The sequence below is a fragment of the Streptomyces scopuliridis genome, assembly GCF_042790125.1.
GTDB classification, from domain to species: Bacteria; Actinomycetota; Actinomycetes; order Streptomycetales; family Streptomycetaceae; genus Streptomyces; species Streptomyces scopuliridis_A.
In genome coordinates this window covers 183,291-195,484 of record NZ_JBHTZS010000003.1, presented here as the reverse complement: position 1 = coordinate 195,484, position 12,194 = coordinate 183,291, and the positions used below count along the sequence as shown (strand labels likewise).

Here is a 12,194-nt window from a genome sequence, read left to right as displayed (position 1 = left end):
ACAGACACGTGACGACCAGCATGAACGTTCCGCCGATCGCTCCGGGGAAACTGCCGCTCATCGGGCACGCCGTACCGCTGTTCAAGGACCGTCTGGCGTTCATCCAGCGCTTGCGCACCCACGGCCCCGTCGTCCGCTTCACCGTCGGCCCGAAGACGGTGACCGTGGTCAACTCACCCGAGCTGATCCAGAAGATGCTGACCAGCCAGGCCGACGAATTCACCAAGGGGCTGCTCTTCGAGAAACTCAAACTCTTCGGCGAGGACGCCCTGCCCGTCGCGGAAGGCAGACCGCACCTGCGCCGGCGCCGCATGATGCAGCCCGCCTTCCACCGCAAACAGATCGCCGGCTACGTCGACACGATGCGGGACACCGTCGAGCCGTACATCACCGGCTGGCACGAAGGCACCCCGCTCGACCTCAAGACCGAAATGCAGCTCATGACCCAGGGCGTCGTGCTGTCGGCGCTGTTCTCCTCGACCCCCGAGCGGAAACCCGCCCTCACGATCCTCCACAGCGTCGACACCGTCTTCACCACCGCCCTCCAGCGTGCCCTGATGCCCATTTCGGCCCTGGAACGGCTGCCCATCCGGCGCAACCGGAAGGCCGACGCCGCCAACAACGCGCTACGCACCGCGGTCACCGACATCATCACGGAACACCGAGCGCGTCCCGGCGCGTACGACGACATCGTGTCGCTGCTCCTGACCGCCCAGGACGAGAACGGCGAGACACTGTCCGACGACGAGATCCTCTCGGAAGTCACCGGACTGCTCGCCGCGGGCTCCGAGACGACCGCGGTCGTCCTCGCCTGGCTGTTCCACGAACTGGGCCGCAACCCGGACCTGGAGCGCCGACTGCACGAGGAAGTCGACTCCGTGCTCGCCGAAGGCCCGCTGACCGCCGAGCGCATCCCCCGCCTGGCCTTCACCCGCAGACTCGTCAGCGAGACCCTGCGGCTGTACAGCCCCGCGTGGCTCGTGACCCGGCAGGCCATCTCGGCCGTGCAACTCGGTGAGTTCAGCCTGCCGGCCGGCTCCGATGTGATCTGGAGCGCCTACGCGCTGCACCGGGACCCCGACCTCTACCCCGATCCACTGCGCTTCGACCCCGACCGCTGGCTGCCGGAGCGCCCCCAGCCGCCCAAGGGCGCCTTCATCCCCTTCGGTTCCGGCAAACGCATGTGCATGGGAGACGCGTTCGCCTGGACCGAGGCGACCATCATCACCGCGCTGGTCGCGTCCCGCTGGCGGCTACGGCCGACACCCGGCGCCGCCGTACGCCCGGTCGGCGCGATCACCACACACCCCTCGTCCCTCCACATGGTGCCCGAACCCAGACAGCACGCCCACACGGAGAGCGCCCGGTGAACGACGCGATCCGCACGCCTGCGCGTGCCCTGCCCATGCCCGACCTACGAGGCTCCTTCCCCGGCCCCTTCCCGGCCAGCCCGCACGCCTCCGACATCGAGCGGCACGCTGTCCAGTGGCTGCACACGTTTCCGCTCATCGGCTCGGAGCGCGCGCTGGGCGCGCTGTCCGACATCACGGCCCAGGGGATGGCCCGCACCTTCCCCACGGCCGACCGGAGCAGCCTCTTCCTCTGCGCCGACCTCTTCCTGTGGCTCACCGCGTTCGACGACGCCCACGGCGAGGCGGCCGGCGCCCGTGACCCCGCCCGTCTGGTCCGCCGGATCAGTGAGTGCGTCCACCTCCTCGCCGGCCACCACGAACCGCCGGGCGAACCAAGCGCCTTCGCCGCCGCGCTGCGCGATCTCCTCGACCGGTTCAGGGAACGGGCCACGCCCACGCAATACCTGCGGCTCACCGCGCACCTGCGGGACAACCTCTTCGGCATCCTCTGGGAGGCACATCACCTCGACAGGCCCGAACACATCACCCTGCACGACTACCGCGCGATGCGTCCGCACACCGTCTTCGTACGCACCGTCATGGCGACCGCGGAAGTCATGCTGGGGTACGAACTGACCGATGCGCGGAGGTCCTCGGCGGCGGTCCGGGACCTGGAGACGGCCGTCGCCGACCTCGCCGGGTGGATCAACGACCTCGCCTCATACGCGAAGGAGACGGCCCACGACGGGCCGGTCCCTCTCAGCCTGCCCACACTGCTGATGCGAGAGCACACGTGCGACCTCGAAGAGGCGTTCCGGCTGGCCTCCCGCATGTGCGAAGAGCAGGCCACCGTGGCCCGCGCCCGAATCACCGAACTGGCTGTGAGTGAGGAGCGACCTCTCACTGTTCACGCGCGGGCCGTCGAGTCCGTCGTGTCCTCCTATGTCTGGCACATCCATCACTCCCGTTACCAGATCTAGGGCGGGCACCGGGGACACGGTTCTCCAACTCTCCATCCCGCACGGTGACATCGTCAGGTGAAGCGGCCGCGTCCGCTCCTGGACCCGCTGACCGCGTACGGCGCCCCGGACGGGCCGGACGCCCCCGACGGGTCAGGAGCGGACGCAGCAGGACGGCGGGGGAAGCGAGCATGTTCTGTACCCGGGCGAAGCGCGCGTACAACTCGGGCTCGTCCGGCAGGCGCCTCAGTACCACGTCGAGGAGGCCGCGCATCATCCGCTCCGGGCGGCCCGCGAGCCCGTTCGACCAGCCGGCGTCGGCGGCCGTGGCCGTCAGCCAGGGCACGAGCGCGATCCGGGCGGCACGGCGCTGGAAGCGGTGTGCGAGCCCGCCCGGACCGTCGGCGGTCGCCAGCAGACGGGCCAGGAGCCGGGCCTGGAGCGCCGCCACGGTGAGTCCCTGGCCGTACACGGGATTGAACGCGCAGAACGCGTCGCCCGCCACCAGCAGCCGGTCCGGACGCGGCCGGAGACGGTCGTAGCGGAGCCAGTCGTTGCCGCCCACCACGCAGCGGTACACCGGGGACACCGGGCGGCCCCGTGCCATCACCTCGGCGAAGTGCGGGCTGCGCAGCGTCGCGGCGAACCGTCGCAGCGCCTCGTCGTCACGCGGTGGCGGAAGCGTCTCCGCCGGGGCGACGAGGCTGATCAGCCGCCGCGTGCCGGCCACCGTGACCGCGGCGCCGCCGCGGTCCACCAGGGGCGGCAGGGTCATCTCGAAGGCGACCAGCCAGTCGGGCGCCTGGTCGCCGGTCAGCTCGTACATGCGCGAGCTGTAGACCAGCGGGGAGGGCACCTTCAACCGCCGGGGTGCGGGCAGCCCGGCCGCGGCGAGCCAGCCCGGCAGGCGTGACCTGCGGCCGGCGGCGTCCACGATCAGGTCCGCTTCGATCCGCACCGGCGTTTGGCCGGGGTCCGCCCTGCGGTGGCCCGTGACGCCGACCGCTATGCGGCGATCCGCGCTCAAGCGCAGCCCCTCCACGACGAATCCGTCCCGTACCCGCACGCCCGGCAGTGCCCGGACCCGGGCCCGCAGCACCGCCTCCAGGTCGGCCAGGCCGAAGGACTGCACCTCGATGCCGACCGGACGCCGCGGAGCCCAGCCGTACGGCAGGCGGGTCGCGAACCCGGCCCCGAAGTCGAACACCGGGGCTCCCTGGGCGGCCAGCTCCGCGCGGACCCCGGGGAAGAGGTCCTCCACGATCCGGGCGCCGCGCGCCAGCATCCCGTGCGGGTGCCGCGCCTGGGGCAGTCCGCTGCGGTGTGCGGCGCCGGAAGGGAGTTCGTCCCGTTCCAGCACCGTGACGCGGTCGAAACGCCCGGCGAGCACCCGGGCGGTGAGCAGCCCGGTGAAGCCCGCGCCGATCACCACGGCGTGGCCCCAGGGTCCGCGCGAGGCCCCCGGCGGGCGCTGTCTGTCCGCCGCGCGCTCCGCCCGGCTGTCACGGGCCGGCTCCGTCACGGGCTGTCCGCCGGAGCCCGTCACCAGACGACCGGCAGCTGCCAGGGGCCCCGCATGATGCCGTCCTTCCAGTGCAGTTCCGCCACCGGTACGGCGGGGCGCAGGGCGGGGAAGCGCTGGACCAGTGCCAGCAGGGCGACGGAGAGTTCCAGCCGGGCGAGCTGTCCGCCGGGGCAGTAGTGCGGCCCGGCGCCGAACGCCAGGTGCTTTCCGGCGTCCCGGCGCCGGATGTCGAGGCGGTCGGGGTCGGGGAAGACGGCCGGGTCGCGGTTGGCGACGCAGTTGAGGGCGTTCACCGCCGTACCCGGAGGCAGGGTGACCCCGGCCAGGTCCACCTTCGCCGTGGTGACGCGCATCAGCATGCCGATGCGGCTGAGGAGCTGGTGGCGCAGGAGTTCGTCGACGGCACGGGGCACCAGTTCCGGGCACCGCACCAGCAGGTCCCACTGCTCACGGTGGGCGAACAGTGCGACGAGCGAATTGGAGAGCTGGTTGTGGGTGGTGTCATGTCCGGCCACCAGTACGGGCACCAGGTTCGCCAGCACCGTGGCGTCGTCCAGCGGGGGGCCGTCGGGTCCGGGGGCCAGCAGCGTGCTGATCAGGTCGTCGCCGGGGGCGCGCCGCTTGGCACCGATCAGGTCTTCGAGGTACGTGGTGAGCTGCTCGGCGGCCGTGGCCGCCTGTCCGGCGGAGGCCGCGGAGGCGGGCAGGATCGCCTCGATCCACCCGCGGAAGGCCCCGTGATCCTCGTAGGGGACGCCGAGCAGCCGGCAGAGCACCTTCACCGGCAGCGGCGCGGTCAGATGGGCGACCACGTCGGCGGGCGGTCCGGCGGCCTCCATCGCGTCGAGCATCTCCGCCACGAGCGCCTCGATCTCCGGGCGCAGCCGCTCGACGGTACGCGAGGTGAAGGCCCGGCCGATGTGTGCCCGCAGCGCGGTGTGCCCCGGCGGGTCCATGGCGTGCAGGAGCCCGTTCCGCGAGTGAAAGGGCACAACGGACGGCGCTCCCGGGCGCGCTGCCTCGGCACGGCTGAACCGCGGGTCGATCAGCACCTGGCGGACGGCCTCATGGCTGAGCGCGAGCCGGACCGGGGTGCCGTCGGCCATGACCGCCGCGGCCACCGGTCCGTCGGCCAGCAGCGCTGATCCGTTGATGTCGTGGTCGGCGGAGGGGTCCTGAGGGGACGGGAAGACAGGACATCCGTCGCTGGGAGGCATGGCGCGGGACTCTCCAGGGGTCGCGTCGCAGGGGGCCCGTTGCTCCTGCGGAACACGCAGTGTGAACACGGCCGACGGGCGGGGCAAGGGGCCGTTCCACCCAGTGGAACAGCCGCTTCCCGCCCACACGTTCGCTCCGCAGACTCGGCCCGCCCAGCACCGTCACCTCCCGGAGCGCACCATGCCTGAGCCCCTGCTCGTACCCGACCTGTACTGCCCGCTCCCCCGGACCGCCCGCCCCCACGCGGATACGGTCGAGCGGGAGGTCGTGGCGTGGATGGAGCGCTTCGAGCTCATCCGGACACCGGCGGAGCGGGAGCGGCTCTCCGGCATCAGGATCGGCTGGCTGACGGGCGCCGCACACGCCGACGGCCTGCTCGAACCGAGCATCATCGCTGCGCAGTTGACCGCATGGCTGACGGCGTTCGACGACCGGTACGCCGACTGTCCCCGCCCCGCTGAACAGGGGGTGCCCACCGCCCGTCTCGTGCTGCGGCTGCGGGCCGTGATGGAGGACCCCGCCGCCGCTCCCGCGCCCGACGATCCGTACGGCGCGAGCCTGCGCGACCTCTTCGTCCGGCTTGCCGCGTGGGCCGGCCCCGAGCAGTTGATGCGGGTGCGCGGCAGCATGACGGAGTACTTCATGTCGGCGCTGTGCCAGGTGACATATGGCCTCGGCGCCTACACGCCCACGTTCGACGAGTACGTGGAGCTGCGCCGCTACACGGGGATATGCCACATCGTGTTCACCCTCGTGGACGTGGCCCGCGGGTTCGAACTGCCCGGACCGGTGTGGGCGGGCCCGGCCGTCCGCGCGCTCAACACCGCCGCGGCGGACGTCATCGACTACGCCAACGACGTGCTCGGTTCCCGCAAGGAGCACACGCACGAGGACGATCTGGCGCGCAGCCTGCCCCAGGTGCTGGCCCAGCAGTACGGGTGCGACCACGCGGAGGCGCTGCGGCGGGCCGCCGCGATACACGACGAGGCGGTCCGTGCCTTCATGGCCCTCGCCGCCGAGGTGCGGCGCGCGGCGGATCCGCTGCTCGCCCGGTACATAGCCGGCCTGGAGACCTGGATCGTGGCGCACTTCGACTGGTACGGGGTCACCAACCGCTACCACAGCCACCGGGAGCAGGTGCGGTGGGCGTAGCCGGCGGGCCGCCGCTCGGCCGCACGTCCATAGAATCGTCTGCCTGTTCCACACTGTCCGACAGGAGCACCACCACGTGATGGATTCCCTCGACGCGGGTCCGAGAACAGCGGCGGCACGGGCGCCCGGCGCCGCGGAGAAGGCCCTCCTGCTGCTGGAGTGCCTCACCCGGTTGTCCGCCGCGGGTGTGCCGCCCACTCTCACCAGCCTCGTCACCGCCAGCGGTCTGGCCAAGTCCACCACGCACAGACTGCTGTCACTGCTCGTCAGGCGCGGCTTGGTCACGTACGCGGACGGCGCCTACCGGCCCGGCCCGGCGCTGGCCGATCTGGCCGCCGGGGCTCTCGGGCTGCCCGTGGGCCGATTACGCGCGACGCTCCTGCCGCACATGGTGGATTTGTACGAACTCACCCACGAGACCGTCAGCCTGGCGGTGCTCCAGGGGCGGGACGTCGTCCTGGTCGAGCGCGTACACGGCAGCCGCAAACCGCGGGCCTCCTTCCGGCTGCCCGAGCGTGTACCGGCGCACAGCACCGCACTGGGCCGCGCGCTGCTCGACGCCGCCGATCCGTTCGCCACCGCCCCGTCCGTCGCCACCCCGTCCGTCGCCGGCGCTCGTGGCGATCACACCGGCATCGTGCTGTCCGAGGTTCGCCGGCAGGGTGTGTCGACGAGCCTTGGTGAGCTGATCCCCGGCGTCGCCTGCCTGGCGGTGCCCGTGCTGGACGAGGCCCGCAATCCCGTCATGGCGCTGTCGGTGTCCGGCCGGGTCCGGAGCATGGACCTGCTCGCCGTGGCGAAGCACCTTCGGTCGGTGAGCCTGGCGGCCTGCCTGGCGCTGCTCACCGAGGAGCGCTGAGCCCGCCGGCGGATCGGAGGCGTATCCGGCGGAACCGCGGGTCTACCCCTGGCTCAGGCGTCCGGGCCGGGCCGGTACGGGCCGCTCGGCTGCCGGGAAGGCCATGGCCGCGGAACGCCGGAACTCGCTCGGGTTGGCGCCGCGGACCCGTTTGAACGCCGCGCTGAACCCGAACGGGTCGGAGTACCCCACGGTGCGGGCGACGTCCGCGACGGTCGCGTCCGCCCTCTCGACCAGCAGGTCCGCCGCGAGTGTCATGCGCCAGCGGGTGAGGTAGGTCAGCGGGGGCTCACCCACCAGGTCGGCGAACCGCTTGGCCAGCGTCGACCGCGACACCCCGGTGCGCCCGGCCAGCGCGCCGACCGTCCACGGTGCCGCCGGTTCGGCGTGCAGCAGGCGCAGCGCGTGGCCGACCACCGGGTCCCGCTGGGCCGCCCACCAGGCCGGGGGCTTGCCGCCGGGCCGGTCGAACCACTCGCGCAGCGTGCAGACGAGCATCCAGTCCAGCAGCCGGTCGAGTACGACCTGCTGGCCCGGTGTGTCCATGCCGGTCTCGGCGGCGAGGTGATCCAGCACGGCGTCGGCCGTACCGCCTGCGTCCGCGCGCAGCACGACGGGCAGCGCGTCCAGCAGCCGGCGGCTGATCTCGCCGCGCACCGGATAGGCGCCGACGATCAGGGTCGTCGCACCGCGGCCGCCACCGGCGTCACCGCCGGAATCGTGCCAGCCGAGGCGGTGCCGGGTCCCGCCCTGCTCGGGCGTCGCGCAGTGTTCACCGCACGCGACCGGTTCGGCCCGGGTGCCGACCTCGTCGACGAAGGTGAACGTCGCGGGGCCGCGCACGATGAGCGTCTCGCGCGCGCGAAGCGGCTCGGGCGGACGGTGCTCCGGCACGATCCAGCCCGCCCCGGTGAGGACGATGCACAGGGTCAGCGGCGCGCCGTCCACGAAGTGCAGCGCCCAGGGCGGGGACAGGGTCGAGCTGCCGAACAACGAGCCGTGGGCCCGCACCCCGCGGATCAGATCACTGAACACGTCCACCTCAGCGAGGTTAGCCGCCCGCGGAGCTGGACGAATACGCAGGCGATCCGGCTTCTGGCCTATGGGATCGTCCGATCCGGCCGTGTTCAATCGGCGTCATGAGCAACGCCATCACTCTTGTTCTCGGCGCGACAGGTAAAACCGGCCGGCGGGTCGCCGCCCGGCTGCGGCTGCGCGGCACGCCGGTGCGTACCGCCTCCCGGTCGAGCCCGACCCGGTTCGACTGGTCCGACCCCGGTGGTTGGGACGAGGCCCTGCGGGGTGTCGCCGTCGTCTATGTGGTGCCCCCGGGTGTGCCGGGCCCGGCACACGAGTTCGTGGCCCGGGCCGAGGCTGCCGGAGTGCGGCGGCTGGTCCTGCTCTCCGGGCGCGGCGCCGACACCTGGGGCGACTCCACGTTCGGGCTGGACATGCGGTCGGCCGAGGACGCCGTGCGCGGCTCGGCGCTGGAGTGGACCGTCCTGCGGGCGTCGAACTTCGCCCAGAACTTCGACGAGGACGTCTTCCACGCCCCGCTGGCCGCCGGGGAGCTGGCGCTCCCGGCCGGAGAGGTTCCCGAGCCGTTCGTCGACGTCGAGGACATCGCCGACGCCGCGACCGCGGTGCTGACCGAGGCCGGCCGGCACGCCGGACGGGTCTACGAGCTGACGGGGCCGCGGGCGCTGACGTTCGGGGAGGCCGTCGAGCTGATCGCCCGCGCGTCCGGGCGGCCCCTCACCTACCGGCGGCTCTCCCCCGCCCAGTACGCCGCGACGCTGGTCGAGGACGGCCTGAGCGAGGACGACGCCGCGCATGTCGCCGAGATGTTCGTGCTGATGGAACGCGGGCTGCTCGCCACGACGACGGAGGACCTCGCCACCGTGCTGGGACGGGCGCCCCGGACCTTCGAGGACTACGTCGTACGGGCCGCCACCGCCGGGGCGTGGCACCGATGACCGCCCGTCAGCTCCGGCCCGCGGGACGCGGGCCTGGTCGAAGCGCCGCGCCAACGGGGAGCACGCCCCGTGGTACCGGTTCACTGACCGCCCAGGACCTCGCATTCCTCCAACGCCCCCTGCACGGCCTCCTGTCCGTGGCCGGCGGGCCGCTCCCGCCACAGCCCCGGCCGGTGTGGTTCGAGGCCACCGCCGGGGGCACGATCCAGCTGTTCACGGGCCCGGACACACTCAAGGTCCGGCACCTGCGCCGCGACCCCCGCGCCTCGATCGTTGTCGCCGCCCCGGTCGGTGAACGCGAGCGCTGGCTGTCGGTCGCCGGGCACACCACGGTGGAACCCGACGGAGCACACGAGCTGTGCGCCCGCCTGGCAGCCCGCTACTGGGACCTCGACGACCCGACGCGCGCCGACGCCCTCGCCGGGATGCTGGCAGAGGACCAGGTGCGGCTCGTCATCCACCCGGAGACCGTGAGCCGCTACCTGAATCGACCGTAGACCATCCCCAACGGCGCACCGCCCAACCGGAGAGCCTGACCGTGACCTACTTCATGTACGACACCATGGGTGAAGAGTTCGACGAGCCCAACGAGGCCCGGATCCGCGAAATCCTCAACGAACTCAGCAACGCGGACGAGGAACACCCGGATGTCTCACTGCAGCACGAGTCCGGATGGTCGCTGAGCGTCTTCCCGGACAAGTTCGTGCGCTGGCAGAACGTCGAATCCAGTCAGCCGGAACCGGTGGACGCGACCCTCGCCTCCTGGGACGACATCGTCGGACTGCTCCTCAAGACCGCCCGAGGCGAAACCGAAGAAGTCGCCTCCGTCCTGACAAGGCGGTCAAGAGGCTGACACTGCGGCCTGCCGAGCTGAGACGGGCAGCTACAACCTGAGACCCGCGCTCGCCCCCCGGCCTGCCGCGGCCTGCCTTCCCTCACGGCGCACCAGCGCCTCGTGGCGCACACCCGGTGTCGTCGATGATCAGCACACCGTCCTCGCGGCCGAGTTGCCCGGCGACGTAGGTCCGCAGGTCGTCACGGATTCGTCCGCGTCCCAGCGGCGCGCGAGAGCAGGTGCCGCAGGCCGTCGGGGGTGGTGTGGTCGGCCTGCTCGGCCAGTTGCCGGCTGTTCTTGCGGGCCACTGGAGCGAGCAGGCCGCGGACATGGTCGCGCGTACGGCGGCGTGGCTCGACGCACCCGAAGCGGTGCCCGATGCCGGTGAACAGGTCGTCGAGGCGGCGGTCTCAGGTCTCGGCTGCACGTGCGGTCACGGTGCACACCCGCCGCATACGGTTGGTGGTCGCTGCCACCACCTACAACCTCATCGAGGCCGCCGTCGCGATCACCGCGGGCACGATCGCCTCGTTCAGGCGCCCGGTTCCATCGTCACCCTCACCCTGGGGTGGGATTGATACTCGGCGCTGCCGAAGTACTCGGCGCTGAGGCCACCCTCCAGCGCCCTGCCCCACTTCAGCGGCTGAAGGTAGTTGTTGCCGGCGTTGAGCTCCGCCTCACCACGGTCATTGGTCCGTGCAGAACCGAGGGAGTCGTCGCCGTCGCCCGTGTAGAACTCGATGTCCTCGCCTTCGAGCGGCTCGCCATCGGGAACGCTGTGAAGGGTGGCGACGATTCTGGCCGTCGCGTTCTTGACGTGTCCGTTCGTGTTCCTGACCCGCAGTCGGGTCTTCTTCTTGGCCATACTCCAACTCCTTGTGCTGAAGGCGTGACGCCCGGCGCCACAGATCGGGGCCACTGTGGCACGGGCCCGCCCGGTACCCGAGGGACGACGTCCGTCCTGTCCACCCCGCCACCTGTATGCCGTACCAGCAGGGCAGATCGGCGTATTCGGCGGGAGCAGCGGTCGCAACGCACGCAAGGGCCACGGACGATGGAGATACCGCCACGGGCACCAGGCCCGCGGTGACGTCTGCCCGCGACCGGTGTGATGTGCCGTCAGGACAGCTGCCCCGGCCCGTGCGATGACAAGGAGACTTCCATGGTCCACCCCGCACCGCCTCACCCCGCCCGGGGGCAACTGGTCCGCCATACAGCGCTGGTCCTTCCCGCGCTGTCCGTCCTCACCCTGTCCCTCGCGGCGCCCGCGGTGGCCACCGCGCGGGACGGCGGCGGCCCTCCCGGCCCTGTGCCCAGGGCTCGGGCCTTCGATGGGGAGCGGGCGCTCGGGGCGGTGTCGGAGGTGACGCAGCTGTGCGGCCGGCCCGGGAGACACAGTTGCTCGTTCCGGCTCGATCCGAAGCGCTCCCGTGAATACACCAGCGTGGTGCACTCCGTGGCCAACGGCGCCGTCAACTGCACCAGTGAACCGATGACCGTCAAGCGCACGGTGACGCTGGAGTCCAGCAGCGCCGACAACATCGGCGGGGAGATCTCCGGCAGCGGCACCATTGAGGGGGAGGTGGCGACCGACAACGAGGTCAGCGGTTCGGGCACGGCTACGGTCTCGGCGCAGCAGACGCACCAGGAGAGCGACAAGGCCAGCGAGACCAAAGAGACCACCGCCACGGCCGGCACGACGAATCACACCGCCCCCAAGGACAAGGGCCCCAACCAGGAGACCAAGGTCGAGGGCACGGCCAAGGACAGCGTCACCGCCGAGCACCAGGTCACCAACACCGATCAGATGACGGAGACGGGCAGCACCACCGTGGCCGCCAAGAGCAACATCCATCTCGCGCTGAAGGGTGCCTTCACCGCGGCGTTCAAGGGCACCTGGAACCGCACCTGGAGCATGACCAACACCGAGACGACCGAGGTGGCGTTCACCATCAAGGCCAACGACGAGTTGCAGTTCGGTGCGCTGAACGCGATGACCCGCGTCGTCGGGGACCTCGTGGTGGACGGCACGGGCAAGCTGGTCAGGAATGTGGCCGTGGACGTCCCCTCCACGGTGAACTCCAGCACCGTGGTGGCACAGACCTTCACCAACCCTGACAAGTGCCAGACCCTGCGGCCCAAGGGGGCCGAGGCCGGCCAGCCCGACGGGGAGCGCCGCAGCCTCCACCGGGCCGCCCCGGCGCCCCGAACCGGCACGCCCACCGGCCGCTATGTCCTGGAGCCGAACCGGACGACCTGGCGGCGAGTCGGCTGATCCGTCCCCCGCGACACGAGGTGCAGGGCGGCCGGATCAGATC

General features: G+C 71.7%; 12 protein-coding genes and 1 pseudogene. 8 read left to right on the top strand and 5 right to left on the bottom strand.

Features of this window, described 5'->3' with window-relative positions; all coding sequences use genetic code 11:
- The first annotated feature begins 8 nt into the window (after positions 1–8).
- On the top strand, positions 9–1,370 hold the full coding sequence (locus tag ACFRKB_RS05490) for a cytochrome P450 (RefSeq protein ID WP_383103515.1): 1,362 nt from the start codon (positions 9–11) through the stop codon (positions 1,368–1,370).
- Entirely contained in the window at positions 1,367–2,332 is a 966-nt protein-coding gene (locus ACFRKB_RS05485; RefSeq protein ID WP_383103513.1) for a terpene synthase family protein, read from the top strand. The genes ACFRKB_RS05490 and ACFRKB_RS05485 overlap by 4 nt, the downstream gene beginning before the upstream one ends.
- Here ACFRKB_RS05485 and ACFRKB_RS05480 read toward each other — a convergent pair.
- The gene (locus ACFRKB_RS05480) at positions 2,253–3,833 is read right to left on the bottom strand and encodes an NAD(P)/FAD-dependent oxidoreductase (protein WP_383103511.1); all 1,581 of its coding nucleotides are present in this window, start codon (positions 3,831–3,833) and stop codon (positions 2,253–2,255) included. The genes ACFRKB_RS05485 and ACFRKB_RS05480 overlap by 80 nt on opposite strands.
- Before the next feature lie 20 nt (positions 3,834–3,853).
- Positions 3,854–5,053, bottom strand: coding sequence for a cytochrome P450 (locus ACFRKB_RS05475; RefSeq protein WP_383103510.1), 1,200 nt, complete (start codon positions 5,051–5,053; stop codon positions 3,854–3,856).
- Positions 5,054–5,234: 181 nt separating this feature from the next.
- On the opposite strand from ACFRKB_RS05475, the gene ACFRKB_RS05470 reads away from it, so the two are divergent.
- Positions 5,235–6,206, top strand: coding sequence for a terpene synthase family protein (locus tag ACFRKB_RS05470; RefSeq protein ID WP_383103509.1), 972 nt, complete (start codon positions 5,235–5,237; stop codon positions 6,204–6,206).
- Positions 6,207–6,285: 79 nt separating this feature from the next.
- Positions 6,286–7,065: an IclR family transcriptional regulator gene (locus ACFRKB_RS05465; RefSeq protein WP_383103893.1), complete on the top strand. Its 780-nt coding sequence runs from the start codon at positions 6,286–6,288 to the stop codon at positions 7,063–7,065.
- Positions 7,066–7,107: 42 nt separating this feature from the next.
- Here ACFRKB_RS05465 and ACFRKB_RS05460 read toward each other — a convergent pair whose 3' ends face one another.
- Positions 7,108–8,106 (bottom strand): AraC family transcriptional regulator, encoded by a 999-nt coding sequence (locus ACFRKB_RS05460; protein WP_383103508.1) that lies wholly within the window; start codon positions 8,104–8,106, stop codon positions 7,108–7,110.
- Between the two features lie 98 nt (positions 8,107–8,204).
- On the opposite strand from ACFRKB_RS05460, the gene ACFRKB_RS05455 reads away from it, so the two are divergent.
- The 3 genes from ACFRKB_RS05455 (at position 8,205) to ACFRKB_RS05445 (ending at position 9,894) form a co-directional block, all read left to right on the top strand.
- Complete coding sequence (locus tag ACFRKB_RS05455) at positions 8,205–9,041, top strand: NAD(P)H-binding protein (protein ID WP_383103507.1); 837 nt, start codon at positions 8,205–8,207, stop codon at positions 9,039–9,041.
- A gap of 83 nt (positions 9,042–9,124) precedes the next feature.
- The gene (locus tag ACFRKB_RS05450; RefSeq protein ID WP_383103892.1) at positions 9,125–9,538 is read left to right on the top strand and encodes a pyridoxamine 5'-phosphate oxidase family protein; all 414 of its coding nucleotides are present in this window, start codon (positions 9,125–9,127) and stop codon (positions 9,536–9,538) included.
- Positions 9,539–9,579: 41 nt separating this feature from the next.
- Complete coding sequence (locus ACFRKB_RS05445) at positions 9,580–9,894, top strand: hypothetical protein (protein ID WP_383103506.1); 315 nt, start codon at positions 9,580–9,582, stop codon at positions 9,892–9,894.
- A 97-nt stretch (positions 9,895–9,991) separates the two neighbouring features.
- On the opposite strand, the pseudogene ACFRKB_RS38925 reads toward ACFRKB_RS05445, so the two are convergent.
- Both ACFRKB_RS38925 and ACFRKB_RS05440 read right to left on the bottom strand, forming a co-directional pair.
- Positions 9,992–10,268: pseudogene (locus ACFRKB_RS38925) on the bottom strand (transposase); the annotation flags it as partial.
- A 140-nt stretch (positions 10,269–10,408) separates the two neighbouring features.
- Positions 10,409–10,741 carry a hypothetical protein gene (locus ACFRKB_RS05440; protein WP_365976989.1) on the bottom strand — a complete coding sequence of 111 codons (333 nt, stop codon included), beginning with the start codon at positions 10,739–10,741 and terminating at the stop codon, positions 10,409–10,411.
- A gap of 297 nt (positions 10,742–11,038) precedes the next feature.
- Here ACFRKB_RS05440 and ACFRKB_RS05435 point away from each other — a divergent pair, with 297 nt between their 5' ends.
- Positions 11,039–12,151, top strand: coding sequence for a hypothetical protein (locus ACFRKB_RS05435; protein WP_383103504.1), 1,113 nt, complete (start codon positions 11,039–11,041; stop codon positions 12,149–12,151).
- Positions 12,152–12,194 lie beyond the last annotated feature (43 nt).